Annotated in this window: 20 protein-coding genes and 1 pseudogene; 7 read left to right on the top strand and 14 right to left on the bottom strand. The window is 42.5% G+C overall.

The genetic code is table 11. From position 1 onward, the window contains the following. Window positions 1–284: 284 nt before the first annotated feature. From tnpA to BQ4305_RS01720, 7 genes and pseudogenes are all read right to left on the bottom strand, one after another. Window positions 285–755, bottom strand: a complete 471-nt coding sequence (gene tnpA / locus BQ4305_RS01695; protein ID WP_110926170.1) for an IS200/IS605 family transposase — start codon at window positions 753–755, stop codon at window positions 285–287. 181 nt (window positions 756–936) lie between these two features. After that, window positions 937–1,110: a hypothetical protein gene (locus BQ4305_RS21195; protein WP_199880506.1), complete on the bottom strand. Its 174-nt coding sequence runs from the start codon at window positions 1,108–1,110 to the stop codon at window positions 937–939. Window positions 1,111–1,154: 44 nt separating this feature from the next. After that, entirely contained in the window at window positions 1,155–1,517 is a 363-nt protein-coding gene (locus BQ4305_RS01700; protein WP_110926171.1) for a P-II family nitrogen regulator, read from the bottom strand. Between the two features lie 15 nt (window positions 1,518–1,532). Further along, a complete protein-coding gene (locus BQ4305_RS01705; protein ID WP_110926172.1) occupies window positions 1,533–2,747 on the bottom strand; it encodes an ammonium transporter in 1,215 nt (404 codons plus the stop codon). Between the two features lie 197 nt (window positions 2,748–2,944). Next, a complete protein-coding gene (locus BQ4305_RS01710) occupies window positions 2,945–3,148 on the bottom strand; it encodes a YbdD/YjiX family protein (RefSeq protein WP_110926173.1) in 204 nt (67 codons plus the stop codon). Between the two features lie 13 nt (window positions 3,149–3,161). Then, on the bottom strand, window positions 3,162–5,213 hold the full coding sequence (locus BQ4305_RS01715) for a carbon starvation CstA family protein (RefSeq protein ID WP_110926174.1): 2,052 nt from the start codon (window positions 5,211–5,213) through the stop codon (window positions 3,162–3,164). A gap of 266 nt (window positions 5,214–5,479) precedes the next feature. Further along, a pseudogene (locus BQ4305_RS01720) lies at window positions 5,480–7,048 on the bottom strand (ABC transporter ATP-binding protein); the annotation flags it as partial. A gap of 87 nt (window positions 7,049–7,135) precedes the next feature. Here BQ4305_RS01720 and BQ4305_RS01725 point away from each other — a divergent pair. Continuing rightward, a protein-coding gene (locus BQ4305_RS01725) for an IS3 family transposase (RefSeq protein ID WP_110926156.1) occupies window positions 7,136–8,298 on the top strand; the annotation gives its coding sequence in 2 pieces (ribosomal slippage) (window positions 7,136–7,412 and window positions 7,412–8,298; 1,164 coding nt in all). 59 nt (window positions 8,299–8,357) lie between these two features. Here the strand turns inward: BQ4305_RS01725 and BQ4305_RS01730 are convergent. The 6 genes from BQ4305_RS01730 to queF all read right to left on the bottom strand — a co-directional run bounded on the left by BQ4305_RS01730 (window position 8,358) and on the right by queF (window position 14,790). Continuing rightward, window positions 8,358–8,549 (bottom strand): hypothetical protein, encoded by a 192-nt coding sequence (locus BQ4305_RS01730; protein WP_110926175.1) that lies wholly within the window; start codon window positions 8,547–8,549, stop codon window positions 8,358–8,360. Then, a complete protein-coding gene (locus BQ4305_RS01735) occupies window positions 8,521–10,278 on the bottom strand; it encodes an ABC transporter ATP-binding protein (RefSeq protein WP_110926176.1) in 1,758 nt (585 codons plus the stop codon). The genes BQ4305_RS01730 and BQ4305_RS01735 overlap by 29 nt, the downstream gene beginning before the upstream one ends. A gap of 367 nt (window positions 10,279–10,645) precedes the next feature. Beyond that, a complete protein-coding gene (locus BQ4305_RS21200) occupies window positions 10,646–10,810 on the bottom strand; it encodes a hypothetical protein (protein WP_199880507.1) in 165 nt (54 codons plus the stop codon). 141 nt (window positions 10,811–10,951) lie between these two features. After that, complete coding sequence (locus BQ4305_RS01740; RefSeq protein WP_110926177.1) at window positions 10,952–12,403, bottom strand: DHA2 family efflux MFS transporter permease subunit; 1,452 nt, start codon at window positions 12,401–12,403, stop codon at window positions 10,952–10,954. Window positions 12,404–12,616: 213 nt separating this feature from the next. Continuing rightward, window positions 12,617–13,963 (bottom strand): aspartate kinase, encoded by a 1,347-nt coding sequence (locus BQ4305_RS01745; RefSeq protein WP_110926178.1) that lies wholly within the window; start codon window positions 13,961–13,963, stop codon window positions 12,617–12,619. Between the two features lie 329 nt (window positions 13,964–14,292). Further along, window positions 14,293–14,790, bottom strand: coding sequence for a preQ(1) synthase (gene queF / locus BQ4305_RS01750; protein WP_110926179.1), 498 nt, complete (start codon window positions 14,788–14,790; stop codon window positions 14,293–14,295). A 329-nt stretch (window positions 14,791–15,119) separates the two neighbouring features. Between queF and BQ4305_RS01755 the strand changes: the two genes are divergently transcribed. From BQ4305_RS01755 to qoxD, 5 genes are all read left to right on the top strand, one after another. After that, complete coding sequence (locus BQ4305_RS01755) at window positions 15,120–15,260, top strand: BA3454 family stress response protein (RefSeq protein ID WP_234396844.1); 141 nt, start codon at window positions 15,120–15,122, stop codon at window positions 15,258–15,260. Window positions 15,261–15,639: 379 nt separating this feature from the next. Beyond that, on the top strand, window positions 15,640–16,569 hold the full coding sequence (gene qoxA / locus BQ4305_RS01760; protein WP_110926180.1) for a cytochrome aa3 quinol oxidase subunit II: 930 nt from the start codon (window positions 15,640–15,642) through the stop codon (window positions 16,567–16,569). A 63-nt stretch (window positions 16,570–16,632) separates the two neighbouring features. Then, complete coding sequence (qoxB, locus tag BQ4305_RS01765; RefSeq protein ID WP_110926181.1) at window positions 16,633–18,579, top strand: cytochrome aa3 quinol oxidase subunit I; 1,947 nt, start codon at window positions 16,633–16,635, stop codon at window positions 18,577–18,579. Further along, the gene (gene qoxC / locus BQ4305_RS01770) at window positions 18,579–19,175 is read left to right on the top strand and encodes a cytochrome aa3 quinol oxidase subunit III (RefSeq protein ID WP_110926182.1); all 597 of its coding nucleotides are present in this window, start codon (window positions 18,579–18,581) and stop codon (window positions 19,173–19,175) included. Before qoxB ends, qoxC begins: the two co-directional genes overlap by 1 nt. Before the next feature lie 2 nt (window positions 19,176–19,177). Then, window positions 19,178–19,465, top strand: a complete 288-nt coding sequence (qoxD, locus tag BQ4305_RS01775; RefSeq protein WP_110926183.1) for a cytochrome aa3 quinol oxidase subunit IV — start codon at window positions 19,178–19,180, stop codon at window positions 19,463–19,465. Between the two features lie 127 nt (window positions 19,466–19,592). On the opposite strand, the gene BQ4305_RS01780 is transcribed toward qoxD, so the two are convergent. Further along, window positions 19,593–19,829 (bottom strand): hypothetical protein, encoded by a 237-nt coding sequence (locus BQ4305_RS01780; RefSeq protein WP_234396845.1) that lies wholly within the window; start codon window positions 19,827–19,829, stop codon window positions 19,593–19,595. Between the two features lie 305 nt (window positions 19,830–20,134). On the opposite strand from BQ4305_RS01780, the gene BQ4305_RS01785 reads away from it, so the two are divergent. After that, on the top strand, window positions 20,135–21,463 hold the full coding sequence (locus BQ4305_RS01785; protein ID WP_110926184.1) for an IS3 family transposase: 1,329 nt from the start codon (window positions 20,135–20,137) through the stop codon (window positions 21,461–21,463). Window positions 21,464–21,513 lie beyond the last annotated feature (50 nt).

Below are 21,513 nucleotides of genomic sequence, written 5' to 3' on the forward strand. Positions count from 1 at the left end.
AAAAAAACTGAAAAATCTGCCAAGAAAACGCTTTCTTGAAAATAACATTCATTTAGTCATTGCTCAGGCTTTCCTTCCATAAAAAGATTCGTTTGAATGTCACCCCTGCATGCAGATCCCTTCCCGCCCTCCTAATTTAAATTAACAGTGAAATCAAAACCACCAGTGTGAACTGGTGGTTTGCTCTGCGGCTGAAAGCCTCTCTTTCCGGCCTCGGCCTTAAAGGCCCACTGAAAGGGTTTCCCTTCTGCACCACATTCACTCACTAATTCTAAAGAATTTCTTTATTTCTTCCGACTTTTTTCTCCTGCGAATGGATCAATTTCTTCGAACAACGTTAACTGATCAGCCACGTAGTCTTCTTTTAGCTGATTTCTTATATATTCTTGTATTTGCTTCTTATTTCTTCCCACGGTATCAACGTAGAAACCTCGACACCAGAATTTCCGATTTCCATAACGATATTTTAAATTCGCATGTCGATCAAATATCATCAGGCTACTTTTTCCTTTTAGGTACCCCATGAACTGAGATACACTTAATTTCGGTGGAATACTCACCAACATATGGATGTGATCTGGACAAGCATTTGCTTCATGTATGATTACGCCTTTTCTTTCACATAGGTCTCTTATGATCTGTCCAATACTCTTTCTGTATTTTCCATAGATCATTTGCCTTCTGTATTTTGGTGCAAAGACTATGTGATACTTACAATTCCGTGTTGTGTGTGCTAAACTGTTCATGTCCTTCATCTGGGCATACCTCCTTCGTGCGTGAGATAAAGTGGTCGGGAAACCAACTTTATCCTACCATGAAGTGAGGTTTTTTTGTTACCACGCTATAAGCTTTCTGGAACCCCCGGCATAGCCAGGGGTTTTCTAAACAACAAAAAAAAGTTCCTTCCAATAATGGAAGGAACTCAAAACACGATACTTACAGTTTTTCAGCACTCGATTTTTCTTTATGCAATCGTAAGATTTCTTCTAAGTTTTTAACAGGCAGTTCCTTTAGGAATGGATGTTCAGATGCAGGATAGATCCGGCCAGTTATCAGCCGGTGTATAATTTTTTGTTTTTTGGCATTTGCAAATGAAACTAGTCTTCCCATTCGTTCCCCATCTCTTTCACTTGTTTTCTGCTGTACGGTTTGCCTTAAAATTCGTTCTTCAGTGCATCGTGTCCTTCTTTTCCGGTCCTGATATTAATCACATTGGACAGCTCATACACAAAGATTTTTCCGTCTCCCGGTTTGCCCGTGCTTAAATATTTCCGTGCGACGTCGATTACATCCTGAACAGGAACCTCACAGACGACAATTTCAATTTTGATACGGTCGTGCAGAGACGTTTGCCGATTGACGCCTCTGTATGTTTCTACATAGCTTTTTTGCAGTCCGGTTCCTTTTGCATCCAATATCGTAAGGCCGCTGACGCCAATTTTTGCAAGCTCTTCTTTAAATTTCTCAAAGTTAATCGGACGTGTAACGATCTCGATCTTTGTCAGCACTTCACCCATAATACCACCCTTTTCTTATATTGATTCGTTATACGCTTTTTCGCCGTGCAAGGTTAAATCAAGGCCCAGAGATTCATCTTCCTCATTTACTCGAAGTGATACAAACAGGTTGACGACTTTAGCGATAATAAATGTAACGACAGCCACGAAAATATATGTGGCAATAATAGCGACCAGCTGTTTCCAGAAAAGATCGAATCCTCCGTAGAACAATCCGTTTGCCGCTCCTTCATTGACAGATGTTGTCGCAAATAATCCTGTAGCAATACCTCCCCATGTTCCGCCAATGCCGTGAAGTCCGAAAGCATCCAATGTGTCGTCATATCCGAACTTGGATTTTAAGGATGATACACCCCAGAAACAAGCAAGCCCGCCGATTAATCCAATAATGATGGATGCTGCAGGTGTGACGAAACCGCAGGCAGGAGTAATAGCAACCAAACCAGCAATGGCTCCAGAAAGGGCTCCGAGCATTGTCGGCTTTTTGTTCACGATATTTTCGATCAGAAGCCAGCCGATTACACCCGCTGCCGATGCCACAGCCGTATTCACGAAAACATTCATCGCCACTTCATCAATCGTTAACGCACTTCCTACGTTGAAACCATACCAGCCGAACCAAATCAGCGCTGCTCCCAAAAGAGTTAACGGCAGATTATGAGGAGAACTGCTATCTGCTGATTTCCTTTTGCCAAGAATAATGGAAAGCACAAGACCTGCCACACCTGACGAAATGTGAACGACGTTTCCTCCTGCGAAGTCCAATGTTCCCAGTTCAGCAAGCCAGCCGCCGCCCCATACCCAGTGAGCCACCGGTGCATATACGAACAAAGACCAAAGAATCGAAAAGATTAAGAATGCCGAAAACTTCATGCGTTCCGCTATGCCGCCTGCAATGATGGAAACCGTCAATACGGCGAAAGTCATTTGAAATAACATGAATAGATTATGAGGAATCGTATCACTGTAAGGTCCGGGTTCAAATCCTACTCCCTTCAGGCCGATCCAATCAAATCCTCCTAAAATCATATTCCCTGGGGAGAAGGATAATGAATATCCAATAACCACCCACAGAATTGAAATAACCGCCATTGGCATGATGCTGTGCATCGCGGTATTCAATACGTTCTTACTTCTTACCATTCCTCCATAAAATAGGGCAATCCCCGGAGTCATAAGCCAGACCAACATCGTAGCCACAAACATAAAAACTGAATCTGCTAACTGCATTTTCTTTTCCCCCTTTTAATTATGTTAAGTTTAGTAACATCATATGTTATATTTTCTATCATAATATGATTTTTCTAAAAATTCAATACAATTACCTAATAATTTTTTAGAAAATAGGGAAAAATGTTCATAAAAATAAAAAAAATAGATAAAAAAGCCTTCCCGAATGACTTCGGGAAGGCTTTTTTTAGTGATATTCAGCAACAGCGCGATACACTTCCATCCTTAGACTCGTATCGATTATCCTGAGCTTCGCAAAAAAACTGCTTTCTTGTTTTAATCGGCTGCCCCGGATGATGGCTCTTCATATGCTCGACATAGGTTTCATAGCTGGGCACACCGACCAGCAGGCTGATAAATTGTTTCCTGTAGCTGAGTGCATACGCAATTTTCTTGAACACATCGGTCACCCCTTTACGCTCGCTTCACGTATTCAGACTCATGAAGCTCGATTTTCTGATTCTTCAATACTTTAATCCAAAGATTAATAGATGCTATAAGAACAACTACGACTACAACCATAAAGATCAGACATAAGGCTGCATCAATATAGTCATTCATGATAACCCGCTTCATTTCTGCTAAATTCGCAGCAGGTTTCAAGATTTCCCCTTTTTCATATGCTTCTTTAAAGACTTTTGAATGAGAAAGGAAGCCTATAGCAGGATTGTCATGAAACAGCTTTTGCCAGCCTGCTGTCATGGTAACGACTAATAGAAATGTTGTCGGAACAAGGGTTACCCATGTATATACCTTTTTTCCCATTTTGAAGAGAATGGTTGTTCCGAGCAGCAAAGCAATCGCTGCAAGCATCTGGTTGGCGATCCCAAACAGCGGCCATAATGTGTTGATTCCTCCAAGCGGATCAATAACCCCCTGATAGAGGAAATAGCCCCAGCCCCCGACACAAAGTGCGGTCGCAATAATGTTCGGAATCCATTTATCTGTCCGTTTAAACGGTTTGTAAGCGGTGCCTATTAAATCCTGGATAAGGAACCTTCCGACCCGCGTCCCTGCATCGATTGTCGTTAATATAAATAAGGCTTCAAAAAGAATGGCGAAATGATACCAGAAGGCCATCATCGTATCGCCGCCGATGACTTGAGAGAAAATATGCGCCATTCCAATAGCGAAAGTAGGAGCGCCCCCCGTTCTCGACAGGATCGTATCCTCTCCCACCTTATCCGCTGTATCCGTCAGCATGTCCGGCGTGATCGTGTATCCCCATTCCGATATGGTCGATGCCACCTGAGCAGGCTCAGTCCCAATGACCGCTGCCGGAGAGTTAATGGCAAAATAAATGCCCGGCGTCAAAACAGTGGCCGCAATCATTGCCATAATGGCGACAAATGATTCCGCCAGCATCGCTCCGTATCCAATCGGACGTGCGTGCGATTCCCGCTCAATCATTTTAGGCGTCGTTCCAGAAGACACCAGCGCATGGAAGCCGGAAACCGCTCCGCATGCAATCGTTATAAATAGGAACGGGAACAGATTCCCGGAAAAAACCGGACCGGTACCGTCTACAAATTTTGTAACAGCAGGCATTTCTAAATTTGGTAGAACAAAAACAATCCCAAGGGCAAGGCCAATAATCGTCCCTATTTTTAAGAATGTGCTTAGATAATCCCTCGGCGCAAGCAAAAACCAAACAGGCAGAACAGATGCAATAAATCCATAACCAATCATCAAAAGGGCAATCGTCTCTCCGTCATACGTGAACAAAGGAGCCAATGTTTCGCTTTCGGCCACATATTGTCCTCCAAACAGGGCTGCAAGCAAAAGAATGATGCCGATTGCCGACCCTTCGCCGACCCGGCCTGGACGAATATACCGCATATACACTCCCATGAAAATGGCAATTGGAATGGTCGCCGCAATCGTAAACATTCCCCACGGACTCCCCACCAGGGCCTTCACGACTACCAGAGCAAGGACCGCCAATAAGATAATCATAATGCCAAGAATACCGACCATTGAAATTAAGCCGGTAACCGGTCCCATCTCTTCCTTAATCATTTCCCCCAGCGACTTTCCATCCCGCCGCATTGATCCGAACAAAACGACGAAGTCCTGAACGGCCCCCGCAAGAATGACACCTGCAATCAGCCAAAGGGTTCCGGGCAGATATCCCATCTGGGCAGCCAGGATCGGACCGACCAGCGGACCGGCCCCTGCAATCGCAGCGAAATGATGCCCGAATAAAACCCATTTATTTGTCGGAACATAATCCTTTCCATCATTCTTTGTATAAGCCGGTGTTTGTCGGCTGTCATCTAATTCAAACACTTTACGGGCTATAAATTTACTATAAAAACGGTACGTAACTGCATAGACACTAAGAGCGGCTACAACCAGCCAGATTGCGTTGACACTTTCACCGCGGTTCAATGCGATAAAACCAAACGCCACCGCGCCTAACGCAGAGACAATTCCCCAGATCACAATAGATTTAAGCGCTTTCATATTTCCCCTTCCTCCCTAGAAAGACTTTGCTTCTTCTCTTTCTCTCGTTTTTTCAGCGTTGATGCCGCCTCCTTGTTGTTTAAATTTTCATTCTATTCAAAATTATAAATTTTCAACAGGGAAAAGGCAATGTTTTTTCATAAATAAGGAACGGAATACAGCTCATTTCGGCAGAAAAGCGAAGGGCGTTTAAGCTGACTTTCTACTATTATATAAAAAAGAAGGCAAGCTCATTGTGCCCGCCTCCTGTCTCATCTTTCAGCTTCTCAGCCTGCCTGGCCTTTCAGCTGATTCTCATATAAGTCATAATAGAACCCTTTTTGCTTCAGCAGTTCATCATGTGTACCCGATTCGATGATGCTGCCTTCCATCAAAACAATGATTTTATCTGCTTTTTGTATCGTATTCAGCCGATGGGCAATGACAAAGCTAGTCCGCCCCTCCATTAAATGGTCAAGCGCTTCCTGGATTTTCACTTCCGTTATTGTATCGATGCTGCTCGTCGCCTCATCCAGGATCAATATTTTGGGATCGGCCAAAATCGCCCGGGCAATCGAAAGAAGCTGCCTCTGCCCCTGACTGATTCCGCTCCCGTCCTGACTCAGCACTGTTTCATACTGATTCGGAAGCTTCCGAATAAATGAGTCAGCATTAGCCAGCCGCGCAGCCCCGATTACTTCCTCATCATCCGCTTCCAGCCGTCCGTAGCGAATATTTTCCTTTATCGTTCCCTGAAACAAAAAGGAATCCTGCAGAACAAACCCCATCTGTTTTCTAAGGCTCTCTCTTGTCACTCTTTGAATATCCTGTCCGTCCACCAAAATTTTCCCTTCTTTTGGTTCATAAAAGCGCGACAGCAGATTAATAAGCGTGGTTTTGCCGGCTCCCGTCGGTCCGACGAAAGCGACTGTCTCACCTGCAGATGCTTCAAAACTGACATCGGTGATCGTCTCTTCTCCCGTTTCATAGGCAAAGAACACTCCCTCAAACCGCACATTCCCTTTAACTTCTTTGAGTGTTCCGGCGTCCTGTTCATCAGCTTCTTCCTTTTCCTTATCCAGGATTTCAAAGACCCGTTCCGCTCCTGCGACAGCTGATAGAATCGTATTAAATTGATTCGCCAAATCATTCAGCGGGCGCGTGAATTGACGGGCATATTCTGTGAAAATAACAATGACGCCAATCGAGATGGAGCCTTTTAGCGCCAAATATCCGCCTGCGGCTGCAATAATTGCAAAACTGAGGTTATTCAGCAGATTCATCAGCTTGGGAATCAGCCCCGAATAAGCCTGGGCATAATACCCCGCCTGCTTTAATTTTTCACTGCGGGCGATGAAATCCTTCATCACCTTGTCTTCCTGTGAAAAAGTCTTAATGATCCGCTGTCCTGAAATGGTTTCTTCCACAAATCCATTCAGTTCCCCCAAATTTCCCTGCTGTTCTTTAAATAGCCGTCCTGTCCGGCTTGTGATCCATTTCATCCCATAAAACATCAGCGGGACCACAACCAATGTAATGACCGTCAGCAGCGGACTCAGCCAAAGCATGACCGAAACCGTGCCGATTAGTGTCAGCCCGCTTGAAAAGATTTGAATCACCGAACTGTTCAGCGTGGTGCTTACATTTTCCATGTCATTCGTGATTCTGCTCATCAATTCCCCATGCTGCCTTTTGTCAAAAAAAGCGATTGGGAGATTGTGAAACTGTTTGAAAAGCTGGTTTCTCATCGAGAAAACGCTATCTTGGGAAATTCCGATCATCCAGTAATTTTGCAGCCAGGAAGCTGCTGAAAATCCCGCGTATACACATAAAAGCCCGCCCAGCAGATGAACAAGACTAGACTAACCTAAATTAATGAGACACTATAAAACACCTTCGAAATGGTACACTTAAACAAAGTACTAATTCGGAGGTGTTTTTGCATGGGCAAAAATGTATATTCAAATGAAGTTAAGTGGGCAGTTGTGAAAGATAAAATGAGTGGTCAGTTTTCGAACCGTGAAATCATGGAGAAGTATGAGATTAAAAATGTATCTCAAATCAAAACGTGGATGAAATGGTATCGAGATAATCAGGTTCATCGATTTAATCAACCAATAGGAAAACAATATTCCTATGGTCATGGACCAGACAGTTCGAGTCCTGAAGAGAAAAAAGAACGTCAATTGAATCATTTAAAACAGGAAAATGAAATCTTAAAAAAGTATTTGGAGATCGAAAAGGAGTTGAAAAAGAAATCGTTCTCCAATTAGTTCAGAATTTACGAAAGAAATATACAGTATCAGCTATTTTATCAGCTTTAAATGTTCCTAGATCCACCTATTATCGCTGGGCAAATGCGCAACCAGTTGAGTTGTCTAAGGAAGAAGAAGCGATTATTTACCTTTGCGAAAAAACTAAATACCGATATGGTCATCGAAAAATCAAGGAGCTTTTAAAACGTGACTATCATATCAAATTGAACCGTAATACTGTTCAACGAATCATGCAGAAATATCACCTTCAATGTAAAGTAAAACAAAAGAGAAGGTGGAAATCTCAAGGAGAATCTGTCGTTGTCGCGCCAAACTTATTACAGCGAGAGTTTCACGCAAGCAAACCTAACCATAAGTGGGTAACAGATATTACCTACATTCAATATGGGCCAGACACTTTATATTTATCAACGATCATGGACTTGTTTAATAATCAAATTGTTGCCTATAAACTTTATACTCATCAACAAATTCCTTTGGTGATTGATACCTTGAATGAAGCACTAGAAAAGCGAGGAAACCCTAAAGGAGTCATCATCCATTCAGATCAAGGAAGTGTCTATTCTTCTTATGCTTATCAGAATCGGATTAAAGAAAAGAATTTAGTTGGTAGTATGTCACGCAGGGGAAACTGTTGGGACAACGCAGTGATTGAGTCTTTCCACTCCAACCTTAAATCAGAAGAATTTCAGTTTGTTAAATTCCATTCTTTGTCGCTAGAAGAAGTAAAGGAACGTGTGGATCAATTTATGAGTTATTATAACGAAGAGCGTATCCAAGAAAAATTAGGCTACCACACACCAATAGAGTTTGGTGATATGGCAGCCTAAGAAGGTGTTTTATTACTGTCTCAAATGAATAGGTCAGTCTAGACCGCCGGCGTCTTTTGTCACAATATATTCGTCAACGGCATGCCGACAAGGAAAGGTCCCAAAAGCCCAAGCGCCGAACTGACTATCACCATCAGCAGCACCAGAAAAAGAAGGCCTTTCCTGACAGAGAGATAGCCCCAGATTCTCTTTATCGTTCCCAGCCAGTTTTGGGGCCGTTTTTCACCAGTTAGAGGTTTCGCTTGCGGCAAGCTCCAGCCCCTCCTTTCCAACTTGAGACTCCATGATTTCACGGTACAGTTTATTCGTTTGCAGAAGCTCAGCATGGCTTCCCTCTGCCGTCAAGCTTCCTTCTTCAAGCAGCAGAATTCTGTCTGCCTCCATTGCCGTACTTATCTTCTGTGTAATCAAAAGCGTTGTGCACGGATATCGCTTAATGGCTGCAAGCAGTTTTGCCTCCGTCTTCAAATCCAGGGCACTGGTGCTGTCATCCAACAGAAGAATCCCAGGGTTCCTGACGAGTGCCCTCGCAATCGACAGACGCTGCTTTTGTCCGCCTGACAGGTTAACCCCTTTTTGACCAAGCGGCGTATCATACTGCTTCGGCAGTCTCCTCACCGTATCATGGATTTGGGCGTCCTTGGCGGCCTTGACGATTTCTTCTTCTGCTGCATCCTCTTTTCCCCAGGAAATATTCTCCCGGATTGTTCCGGAAAACAGCAGCGCTTCCTGCGGAACAAAGCCAATCTGTTTCCGAAGAGATTCGAGTGGCAGCTCGGTAAGCCTGCGGCCATTCATCAGAATTTCTCCGCTCTGAATGTCATACAGCCGCGGAATAAGCTGGAATAAGGAAGATTTCCCTGAACCGGTTGCTCCCATAATCGCAATGGTTTCCCCCGCCTGTACTGTAAAAGAGATCCCTTTCAAGACATCCGAATCGGATCCCGGATAGCGAAGGAAGACATTGTTAAATTGAATCTTCCCTGGTCCTTGCTTTGTCTGTACGATTCCCGTTGTTTCAGCACTTTCCGTTAAATCAATTTCCGTATCAAAAATTTCATTCACCCTGTCCGATGATGCTTTCGCCCGGGAAATCACCATGATCAGCCAGGAAAAAACGGAAAGAGAAGCCGTAATTCTCGTTGCATAATTGACAATGGCCACAACCGATCCTACCTGCAGTTCACCAGCAGAGATATAGCGGCTCCCGAGCCAAAGGATGACCAGAATAGACAGATTCATCATGAGCATCAGCACCGGCATCGTCGTTTCGATCAGCCTTAGTGAAGCTGCTGTTTTCTTTCTCAGTTCATCATTTGCTCCGTCAAAGCGGCTGATCTCATGTTCTCTCCGTAAAAAGGCTTTAATCAGCCTCATCCCCATCAGATTCTCCCGCATGACCCCGTTCACATGATCCAGTTTTTGCTGTACGGACCGGAACAGCCGGATCGCAAGCTTCATCATGGCGATCAGAAAAAAAACAAGAAGCGGGATGGAAATGAGAAGAATGAGAGCCAGCTTAACATCAACCGTAAGTGCCATGACCGTTCCCAGAATGACAAGCAAGGGCGCCCTCATCATAATTCTCAGCGCCATGAAGACCGTATTTTGAAGTGTCGTAATATCATTTGTCATCCTTGTGATCAAAGATGAAGCAGAGAATTGATTCAAATTGGCAAAAGAAAAAGCCTGAACTTTTGCAAACAAGCTTTTTCGAATATCGTAGCCAAAATTTTGAGCAACATGGGAGGCTGCAAAGGAATTGACAATCCCCCCTGCAAAAGAAAGAAGCGACAGGCCGATCATTACGCTGCCCCAGAACATCACAACAGACTGATCGAGCTTTACAATTCCTTCGTCAATTATTTTAGCCATCAGCAATGGCTGCACAAGCTCCACACCCAATTCAAGAAGCATGAGAAAAAAGGCCAAGGCTGCCAGCAGCCAATAGGGCTTCAAAAAATAGAAGATTTTTTTCATGGCGACACCCTTTTGTCTAATAAGTTATTTAGTAAACCGTAAATCTTGAATAGTTTCTATTTTCATATTATACAGTTTATGTCATAATTTTGAAATCATTAAAATTTTTAGATTTTTGTTTTTACTTGAAGCGGCTCTCCTCTATTAAACGGCTTTCCGCGGGGCATCTGATGTCCTTCTCGGCATTAGTGCCTGCGAAGATCTCAACTGTCAGTCCGAACCCACAGGAGTATTGCCCCTCCCTTTCCTATATAACAGGTTTATAATTCGAAGGAAATGTTAAAATACTATTATCCTTTTATTCATCTTTTTAAAACCCAACATTTTTCAGAAAATAGACTATTTTTTTGATGAAAAGGGTTGACTTTTAGTCTTTTATCAGCGAGAATATAGTTAATTGATAATGATTTTCACTATCAATTATAAAAACCCATGAATTAGCGATTTCTTGAATCGCACCCAATTGACAGTGCCTAAAGGCATTGTCGCTCCGGCTGAACTGATGAAAGTTTTCTTTCTGAATGCGAGTCAAACGAATATTGCCCCCTCTTTATTCAAAGACATGTATTTTCCCCTATAGACTCAGGGCAGCCGGAGCTATTTTTCTAAAATAGACTTTATTATATAAGAAAAGAGAGGTCCCGCCAAATGGCGAAGGACCTCTCTTTTTTTGTTAATGCATTTGCTGCTTCACTTTCACTCGTTTCACGAAGAAAGACAGTACTAAACCAATGATGGAAACAACCAGCGCGAAAATGAAAGCGTCTTTGACACCCGCTGTGAATGCCAGCGGCAGCAAGGAAGGATCGGCAGGATTGCTTGCCCCTTTTAAATAATCCGTCTGACCTGCAGACATAATCGAAATGGCTACAGCGGTGCCGACTGCTCCGGCAACTTGCTGTAACGTGTTCATGATCGCCGTGCCATCCGGATATAATTCAGGCGGAAGCTGATTCAGGCCATTTGTTTGAGCCGGCATCATGATCATCGATACCCCGATCATCAGGAAGATATGGAGTACGATAATTTCCAAAGCGGAAGTATCCGCAGAAATATTGGCAAAGAATGATAATACAGTCACAATCACTATAAAACCTGGAATGACAAGCCACGTAGGACCAAACTTATCGAATAAACGGCCCATGACCGGCGAAAGAATTCCATTGATTACTCCGCCCGGCAGCAAAATCAGACCTGCTGTAAAGGTTGCAAGCATGAGTGATGTTTGCAAATAAAGCGGAAGCAGGATAACAGTGGACAGAATAATCATCATGCCTACCAAGATCAAAATAAGACCGAGCGTGAACATTGGGTAAGAGAATGCACGCAAGTTGATAACCGGATGCTCCATCTTAAACTGTCTCCAGCAAAAGAAGAAGAGGCCAATAACTCCAATGATCAGCGAAGTGATAACAACCGGGCTTCCCCAGCCGTCTCCCTCACCGGCATAGCTGAATCCGAACACAATGCCGCCAAAACCCAATGTCGATAAAATAATCGAAAGTAAATCGATTTTTGGCTTCGTAGGAGTAGAGACATTTTCCATATAGATGTATCCGAACAGCAACGCAGCTGCCAAAAACGGAAGCGTCACCCAAAAAATGCCATGCCAGGACATATGCTCTAAAATCAGACCTGAAATGGTAGGACCGACCGCTGGTGCAAACATGATAACCAGCCCGATGATCCCCATCGCTCCTCCTCTTTTATGAGGGGGAATGATAACCAGAATCGTGTTAAACATCAGCGGAAGAAGCAGCGCGGTTCCGACTGCCTGAACGACCCTCGCGACCATCAATACTTCAAAAGTCGGTGCCAGAGCTGCAATCAAGCTTCCAATGATGGAAAAGATGACAGACAGAATAAATAGCTGTCTCGTTGTAAACCACTGAAGAATCAAACCAGATACAGGCATCAGAACTCCCAATGTTAACAGGAAGCCCGTAGTCAGCCACTGACCTGTTGCGGGAGTAATCCCGAAAATCTCGATTAATTCCCTAAGGGCCATATTCAGGGCCGTTTCACTGAATAGCCCGATGAATCCCGCAATCAAAAAAGATGCAATAATCGGGACTGACTTATATTGTTTTGGCGGAATCTGAGTTCCGTCATTAGTTTTTTCCATAGTAACCCTCCTTAAATCTATGTATGGATTATGACGATAAGATGTATTGTACCATAATCTTCCCCTATTCAAGCAGTATTTAACAAATGAAATTAATGTATCCCATTTCATTTGTTTTCCGGTTCTAAATCGAATCATTGCCGCTTATTTTAATCCTATTAAGGCAAACTAAACAAAAAAAAATGCCCGAACAGGTTTCCGGACATAACTAGCTTAAAAAAATTCATGGTAAAGGGCCTGTACAGCTTTTTCTTCCGCTTCACCTTTAACAGCAAACATCATGCTTACCTCAGATGATCCCTGATTGATCATTTCAATATTGATTTTTGCCTCAGCAAGCGCTCTGGAAGCCCTGGCTGTTGTCCCTACATTATGACGCATGCCTTCTCCGACCACCATAATCAAAGCCAGGTCATGCTCGACAATGACTTCGTCTGCCTGAAGTTCTTCTGTAATCCGCCGGGTGATTTCCAGTTCGGCCATTTCATCCATCTGGCACTGGCGCAAAATCAGCGTTACATCATCGATACCTGATGGGATATGCTCGTAGGAAACGCCGTTATCCTCAAGAATATGTAACAGTCTTCTTCCAAAACCAAGCTCGCGGTTCATTAAATATTTGCTGATATAGATACTGCAGAAACCTGTATCACTCGCAATTCCGATGACCGGTCCATTGGTATTGTCCCGTTTATTCACGATTCTCGTTCCTTGGGCATCCGGATTGTTTGTATTTTTTATTTGAACGGGAATGCCTGCCCGAAAAGCCGGGATCAGCGCCTCATCATGAAAAACAGAAAAGCCTGCATAGGACAGCTCCCTCATTTCCCGATAGGTCAGTTCACGGATGGCCTTTGGCTGGGGCACGACCTGCGGATTTACTGCATAAACCGCATCTACATCCGTAAAGTTCTCATAGAGATCTGCTTTCGTACCATTAGCGAGAATCGAACCGGTAATGTCCGAACCGCTTCTCGAGAAAGTAAGCACTTCCCCATTTTCCGTATATCCGAAGAATCCCGGAAAAACAACGATACCCGTTTTTTCTCTTAGCGCATAAAGCCTTTGATAGGATTCAGGCAGCACCCTCGTAAAACCAGACTCATCCGTTACAATCAAGCCAGCTTCCTTCGGGTCTGCATATTCGGCTTCGATTCCCCTGCTTTCAAAATATGCAGCGACCAGCTTTGCATTATTGTCCTCTCCCCCGGCCTTCAGCGCATCAATATAGCGCTTCGGCTCCTCTTGGCCGGCATGTAAAAGAGAAAGGAAATTATTCCGAATTTCCTCTATAACATCCTCCTCTAATCCAAGCTCATCCGCAATCAGCGCATAGCGTTCCACCACTTCCTCCAGCAGGCTTTCGGCACTGCTTCCGGCCAGCTGCCTCTTTGCGCAGGCAATCAGCAGATCAGTCACCTTACTGTCTTCAGGGTTCCGTTTCCCCGGCGCCGATACAACGACAATCTTTCTCTGCGGATCCTCCGATACAATATGAAATACCTTCTTCAGCTGCTCACCGGAAGCCAAAGAACTGCCGCCAAACTTAACAACCTTCATTCAGACAACTCCCATAAGTAAAAATATTCAGTCAAATCATTTCCCTATTATTGCTCATTTAATAGAAAGATTCAAGAAAGAATTCTTCAGCGGGCGGACAAATATGCTTTTGTTCACCTTATCAGAGATTTCCGCTGCATGATGCTTACTTTCCGCAGGGCGTGCGCTGAGCCTCCTACGGGGTCTCGACTGCCGGCTCAGCCCGACTTTATATGAATAGAACCAAGACTCAGGGAACCACACATAGCAAACAAGATGCCTTTAGAAAAGGCACCTTGTTCATACTTTAAAATGTTAACGCAGTTTAATCACTTATGTGATAGCCTCACTCAGCGATTATCAACTTTCTCTGGATATAGATCATGGTTCATCATCCGGTGCTCAGCCATTTTTTCATATTTCGTGCCCGGTTTGCCGTAGTTGGTATACGGGTCAATGGATATCCCGCCTCTTGGCGTGAATTTGCCCCACACTTCGATATAGCGCGGGTCCATTAATTCAATTAAATCATTCATAATGATATTCATGCAGTCTTCATGGAAATCGCCGTGATTGCGGAAGCTGAATAAATAAAGCTTCAGCGATTTGCTTTCCACCATTTTCACATCAGGAATATAACTGATGTAAATCGTAGCAAAGTCAGGCTGTCCTGTCATCGGGCAAAGGCTTGTGAATTCAGGACAGTTAAATTTAACGAAATAGTCCCTGTTCTGATGCTTATTTTCAAACGTTTCAAGGATCGCAGGTGTGTATTCAAATAAATATTCAGTCCCCTGATTTCCAAGTAATGTGACATCCTTCAACTCTTCATCTGTTCTGCCGGCCATATTTAATTCCTCCCTTAGTTCATGATTAGCGGAGGTTCATCCATCAGGCTTAAAAAAGAAAAACCATATCTCTAAAAGATATGGTTGATTATTCGAATCAAAGCCATAGTTTTTTATAGAGGGTTAACTGCTATGAACCTCTCTCTGCAATAGAGATAGCTAATATATTGTCACACACTAATATAGGCGGTTAAGCCCCGGCTGTCAATCATTTTTAAGGACGGCTGCCGTCAGATCTGCATGATTTTTTTCGTTTTTTAGGTTTTCTTTGAAAAGCAAACGGGTATAACAGAGATACATCCCCAAAAAGAGAGAAATAGGAGGAGAATATGAAAATGGTTCAAGTAACTGTGAAGGTAGACTATGAAGGAAAGTCTTATATGACAAACGTATTAACCAAACACGGAGCGTCCAAGGAAGAAATCTTCAGCCAAGCGCTCGATCAAATAAAAAAACAAGTGCAAAGTTAAAGAGGCAGGTATCCCATTTAAAACCTGCCTCTTTTAATTTGCCATTTTTTACTATATTAACGTAATTTTCATTCGAAATTTTCACTTGCGAAGAATAAACCAAAATCCATTTTCCCTTAAATTCGTTTGAAAAAACACCGTCTTTTTACTTATTTATTTAATGTTGAATTATACCCCAAAATTATCATTAAATCCATAGTTCTGTTTCAATGCAAATCTTTTGCACTATCTTCATGAACTTTTTGTGACATTCGTAACTTTTAAATTGTATTTTTCTATATATGATACTAATATAGAGACGTCAGTTTGTGAATACTACCACTTATTCCGTTTAACGCATTTTTTCAGACTTCCAAAAAATATAGAAAGGGGTACTTTTATGAAAATGAAATGGGCTTTATTCACTATAATTTTTACGATCGCCACCGTACTTACTGGCTGCGATAACCCATTGATGGTCCTAGACCCTAAAGGTCCGGCAGCCCAAGAACAAGCCAATGTCATCATGATTTCGATCTGGACGATGGCCATCATTGTTCTAACTGTTATTGTACTCTACGTTATCATGCTTGTGAAATATCGGGCATCCAAACAAAGCGATGATTATGAACCGCCTCATATCGAGGGAAGCAAGGTTCTGGAAACAATCTGGGTTGTTATTCCGATTGTCATCGTTATCTTCCTTTCTGTTGTAACTGTTAAATCACTGAATACAGTTGAAGCAAAACCAGAAGGATACAAAAATCAAGAGCCATTAGTTATTTATGCTGCCTCATCAAATTGGAAGTGGCATTTCAGTTATCCGGAAGAAGATATCGAAACAGTTAACTACTTATTCATCCCAACAAACCGACCAATCGAATTTAAACTTTATTCCTATGGACCAATCTCAAGCTTCTGGATTCCTCAGCTTGGCGGACAAAAATACGCCATGAGCGATATGGTCAACACCCTTCATCTTGCAGCAGACGCACCGGGCGAATATATGGGCCGGAATGCTAACTTCAGCGGAGCAGGATTTGCACAGCATACGTTTAACGTAAAAGCTATGCCTGAAGCTGAATATGAAGAATGGGTAAGTGACATCAAGAAAACAGCTAAGCCTATCACAGAAGATACGTTTAACAAGCTATTAGAACCAGGCCATGTCGGACAGTCCACATACACTGGAACTCACCTGGACTTCTCTCCAGCTCCAGAAGGTGAACATGCAGGCCACAATCACGGTTCAAGTGATACTGAAGAAGATCATTCAGAACACGAAGAACACGCAGAGCATGAAGAACACTCTGAACACAATAATCACTAAGTTTTGACGAATCGTTAATATCGTTTGTATGCAGAATACATTCCGAAAGGAGTCACAAAGAGTATGGATTACTTTGATCGCTTTGCTGTCCCACATCCAAGTCCTGCAATTTATGCATCCATGGCGGCTATTGCCCTTACATCGATTGCCATTATTGTAGGAGTTACTTATTTCAAAAAATGGGGCTATTTATGGCGTGAGTGGCTGACTACTGTCGACCACAAACGTATCGGTATTATGTACATCCTGTCTGCCTTGCTTATGCTTTTCCGCGGCGGCGCAGACGCTATTATGATGCGTGCTCAGACAGCCGTTCCTGATAACGGTTTGCTTGACGGACAGCATTACAATGAAATTTTCACAACACACGGGGTTGTCATGATCCTCTTCATGGCGATGCCATTTATCATTGGTTTAATGAACGTTGTTGTTCCTCTTCAAATTGGAGCACGTGACGTTGCCTTCCCTCGATTGAATGCCATCAGTTTCTGGCTGTTCTTCATGGGAGCTATGCTTTTCAACATTTCATTCGTAGTCGGCGGTTCTCCTGATGCCGGCTGGACAGCGTACTTCCCGCTTGCCAGCACAGAGTTCAGTGAATCCGTTGGTAACAACTATTACGCAATTGCCATTCAGATTGCCGGTATCGGTACATTGGCCACAGGTATCAACTTTATCGTAACAATCCTTAAAATGCGTGCACCTGGCATGAAGCTTATGAAAATGCCAATGTTCACATGGTCTATTTTGATCACAAACTTGATCATCGTTTTCGCTTTCCCTGTATTAACAGTAGCTCTTGCGCTTATGACAATGGACCGTCTGTTCGGCACTCATTTCTTCACAATGGCTGACGGCGGAATGGACATGCTTTGGGCGAACTTGTTCTGGATTTGGGGACATCCTGAAGTATATATCGTTATCCTTCCTGCTTTCGGTATCTATAGTGAAATCATTTCAACTTTTGCAAGACGTAACCTTTACGGATACAAATCAATGGTTGTCTCCATGGTAGCCATCTCTGTTCTATCTTTCGTTGTATGGGCTCACCACTTCTATACAATGGGTCACGGTGTAATGGTTAACAGTATCTTCTCGATCACGACGATGGCAATTGCCGTACCGACTGGTGTTAAGATTTTCAACTGGCTGTTCACCCTTTGGAAAGGTAAGATTGTCTTTACCGTACCAATGCTTTACTCACTTGCTTTTATTCCGATTTTCACAATCGGCGGTGTAACTGGTGTCATGCTTGCGATGTCAAGTGCTGACTATCAGTACCACAATACAATGTTCTTAGTAGCTCACTTCCACTATGTATTGATCCCTGGTACAGTATTCGCTGTTCTTGCTGGTTTCACTTACTGGTGGCCAAAGATTTTCAACTTCCAATTGAGCGAAAAAATCGGGAAATGGGCGTTCTGGTTCATTGCAATCAGCTTTAACGTAACATTCTTCCCAATGTTCATCACTGGTTTAGACGGCCAAGCACGCCGTATGTACACATATTCTGAATCAACTGGCTTCGGTCCGTTGAACATGCTTTCTTTCATCGGTGCACTCGGACTATTAGTCGGATTTGCCCTATTGCTTTACAACATCTATTGGAGCACTCGTTATGCACCAAGAAACACAACAAACGACCCTTGGAATGCACGTTCACTAGAGTGGGCAACACACAGCCCAGTGCCGGAATATAACTTTGCTATTGTTCCGACTGTCAACTCTGTTGAAGCTTTCTGGGATTCTAAAACAAAAGGCGTGGAACTGTTTAAAGGCAAGATTGAAGAAATTCATATGCCAAACAACAGCGGTGTGCCATTTGTAATGGGTGTCATCTTCTTCATCTGGGGCTTTGCCATGGTATTCAGCATGTGGATCATTGCTATCCTTGCAACAATCGGTATCTTTGCTTGTATGGCCCACCGCTCATTCGAGCAAGACCATGGACACCATATCCATGTTGAAGAAATCGAAGAAACCGAAAAAAAATTGCGAGGTGCTAAATAATGAAGATAGATAACTCGCTGCCACTTGAATATAGCACTGAGGAAAATCGCTTAAAGATCTTAGGGTTCTGGATTTTCCTCGGCGCCGAGATTGCACTTTTCTCGACATTATTTGCGACTTACTTCACTCTGGTAGACCGCACTGGCAACGGTCCTGCCGGGTCTGAGATTTTTGAACTTTCACCAGTTCTAATTGAAACAATCGTTCTTTTAACTAGTAGTTTCACAATCGGTTTGGGAATCCACGCCATGCGTCTTGGCAACAAAAAAGCCATGATGGGATTCTTTATCGTCACGCTTTTATTAGGTGCAACCTTCTTGGCTGTAGAGGTTTTTGAGTTTATCCATTATGTTCACATCGGTGCCGGCCTTCAAACAAGTGCCTTCACATCGATTCTCTTAACGACATTAGGAACTCACGGAGCCCACGTAACTGTTGGTTTCTTCTGGGGCCTATTCATCGTCCTTCAAGTAAAGAAACGCGGTATTACGCCTCAAACGGCTAATAAAGCATTTATCTACTCTCTTTACTGGCATTTCCTAGATGTTGTCTGGATCTTCATCTTCAGCTTCATCTACCTGAAAGGAATGATGTAAACATGAAAGAATTATTTCCGCGCGGACATGTAATGGGATTCATATTCTCACTGGTTCTGACTGCCGTAGCCTTAGCCGTAGTGGTTTGGGATATGTCTTACGCTGTAGGGATGACCGTTCTTCTTGTTACAGCATTCATCCAGGCAGCCGTTCAGCTGGTTATGTTCATGCATGCCGGTGAATCAGAGGATAAAAAATCTGTATATACGAACATTTATTACGCCGTATTCATTGCTTTAGTTGTCGTTTTCGGTACACTATTGACAATGGTGTGGGGTTACCAATATTAAGAACAGCAAAAGAGCGCCATTCGGCGCTTTTTTTTATTTATCCCAAACAAAAAGGCCAGAGAATCGATCCTGTACGCTCCCCTGCCCTTCTATATCATCCATCAAGAAAGAATGGCCCTTCTCATTATCAAAGCCTGTTCCTTCTGCGGCTTGTCTTTTCTACCATTTCTTCTGAAGCAACTAAGACTACACTGATTATGAAAATGAATCCTGCACCCATGACTGTCCCAATACCAATACCAGTAATCGCACTGTAATCGCTTACAAAGAAACCGTAACAGAAAATGGCGAGTCCAAGGATTAACACAATTCCAGAAACTGTTCTAGCGGCATTCAGCATCGTCGCGTACCTTTTCATATCCATATAATCAGCCTCCTTACTATATACTATTAAATATTTTCACAAAATTGTCAAACTTTTTCGCTTTTTTTCAAAATTTTCTATTGACAATTTGTGAAGGCTTCTACGTTGTTTTTATATTACGATAATCATTTCCTTTTTCTGTTATCGTACCCAATATCTCAGCAGCCTATTCCCTTTCTAAAATAAAAAAAGCAGCTCTAAACTAATATGGTACCTGTGGTTAAGACACTCAAAAAAGAGTGTTTTAACCACAGGTATTTTTTTATATACTTGAATTTCAAGATAAGGGGATTAGGGGAGATAACATGAGTAAGATTACATTTTCAGCTAAAGAGATCAAAGTACTTCAACAGAATCCAAATGTTCAACGTGTTAGTGAAAAAGCAATTACATATACTGACACCTTTAAAAATAGATTTATGGATGAGTATTTGTCTGGTAAACTTCCGCGTCAGATTTTTATGGAGAACGGCTTTGATATTGAGATTATAGGACAAAGCAGAATAGAACAAGCAGCTTGTAGGTGGAAGAAGGCATATGAAAAGAATGGAGTAATTGGACTTACAGATTCAAGGAAAGTAAGTTCTGGCAGACCATTAAAACGAGAGCTCACCCCTTCTGAGGTGATCGAAAGACAAAAAGCACAAATTAAGTTACTTGAGGGACAGGTAGAACTATTAAAAAAGCTAGAAGTAACAGAAAGGAGGCTGCTAAAAGGAAGAGAAAATCTAGCCCCGAGTAAAGTATATCAGTTGATTTATGAGACCATTGAACAGAATCGTTTTAAAGGAATGACCTCGTATTTCTGCCAGCTATTAGATGTATCTCGTTCGGGATATTATAGCTACTTAAAGGCATCCAGCTGCCGAGATGCAAGAGAACTATTAGACCTAGAGGCAAAAAAGATTATATTAAAGGCATTTAATCATCGAGGATATAAGAAAGGGTCACGTTCTATAAAAATGATACTGGAAAAGAACGATGGCATTATCTTTAGTCGTAAAAAGATACAGAGAATCATGAGGAAATATGGAATTGTCTGCCCACATAGAAAATCGAATCCTTACAAAAAGATCGCTAAAGCAACTAAGGAACATCAGGTCGTGCCAAATAAATTAAACAGAGAATTCAAGCAAGGAGTTCCTGGAAAAGTATTATTAACCGATATTACCTATTTGCCATATAACAGAAATTGTATGGCTTATTTGTCGACCGTAAAAGATGCCTCCACTAACGAAATCTTAGCTTATCATGTTTCCGATCGTATTACTTTAGACATCGCAATTAAGACGCTACAGAAATTAATGAACAACAAGAAAGTAACTCTACATTCAGAAGCCTTCATTCACTCAGATCAAGGAAGTCATTACACTAGCCCAAGGTATCAAAAGCTATTAAACAAGTATGGTCTTGGTCAATCTATGTCTCGTAAAGGCAACTGTTGGGATAATGCTCCTCAGGAGTCATTCTTTGGTCATCTAAAAGATGATGTTGATTATAAATCCGCTAAAACGTTGAAAGAATTAAAGGCAAAAATAAATCATTATATGGTTTACTATAACAATTATCGATATCAGTGGAACTTAAAAAAGATGACCCCTATTCAATACAGGAATCATCTTCTAGTTGCTTAAGCTCTTTTTTTATAGTGTCCTTGACATAGGTGCCTGTTTAAACTGAGCTG

Origin of the sequence: Bacillus massiliglaciei (genome assembly GCF_900098925.1) — a bacterium.
Lineage (GTDB): Bacteria > Bacillota > Bacilli > Bacillales > DSM-1321 > Peribacillus > Peribacillus massiliglaciei.

Coding starts and splice junctions, on each gene's coding strand:
- tnpA (WP_110926170.1), bottom strand. CDS start 755: ATGAAGGACATGAACAGTTTAGCACACACAACACGGAATTGTAAGTAT.
- BQ4305_RS21195 (WP_199880506.1), bottom strand. CDS start 1,110: ATGGGAAGACTAGTTTCATTTGCAAATGCCAAAAAACAAAAAATTATA.
- BQ4305_RS01700 (WP_110926171.1), bottom strand. CDS start 1,517: ATGGGTGAAGTGCTGACAAAGATCGAGATCGTTACACGTCCGATTAAC.
- BQ4305_RS01705 (WP_110926172.1), bottom strand. CDS start 2,747: ATGCAGTTAGCAGATTCAGTTTTTATGTTTGTGGCTACGATGTTGGTC.
- BQ4305_RS01715 (WP_110926174.1), bottom strand. CDS start 5,213: ATGAAAGCGCTTAAATCTATTGTGATCTGGGGAATTGTCTCTGCGTTA.
- BQ4305_RS01735 (WP_110926176.1), bottom strand. CDS start 10,278: ATGAAAAAAATCTTCTATTTTTTGAAGCCCTATTGGCTGCTGGCAGCC.
- BQ4305_RS01740 (WP_110926177.1), bottom strand. CDS start 12,403: ATGGAAAAAACTAATGACGGAACTCAGATTCCGCCAAAACAATATAAG.
- BQ4305_RS01745 (WP_110926178.1), bottom strand. CDS start 13,963: ATGAAGGTTGTTAAGTTTGGCGGCAGTTCTTTGGCTTCCGGTGAGCAG.
- queF (WP_110926179.1), bottom strand. CDS start 14,790: ATGGCCGGCAGAACAGATGAAGAGTTGAAGGATGTCACATTACTTGGA.
- BQ4305_RS01755 (WP_234396844.1), top strand. CDS start 15,120: ATGAAAATGGTTCAAGTAACTGTGAAGGTAGACTATGAAGGAAAGTCT.
- qoxA (WP_110926180.1), top strand. CDS start 15,640: ATGAAAATGAAATGGGCTTTATTCACTATAATTTTTACGATCGCCACC.
- qoxB (WP_110926181.1), top strand. CDS start 16,633: ATGGATTACTTTGATCGCTTTGCTGTCCCACATCCAAGTCCTGCAATT.
- qoxC (WP_110926182.1), top strand. CDS start 18,579: ATGAAGATAGATAACTCGCTGCCACTTGAATATAGCACTGAGGAAAAT.
- qoxD (WP_110926183.1), top strand. CDS start 19,178: ATGAAAGAATTATTTCCGCGCGGACATGTAATGGGATTCATATTCTCA.
- BQ4305_RS01780 (WP_234396845.1), bottom strand. CDS start 19,829: ATGGATATGAAAAGGTACGCGACGATGCTGAATGCCGCTAGAACAGTT.
- BQ4305_RS01785 (WP_110926184.1), top strand. CDS start 20,135: ATGAGTAAGATTACATTTTCAGCTAAAGAGATCAAAGTACTTCAACAG.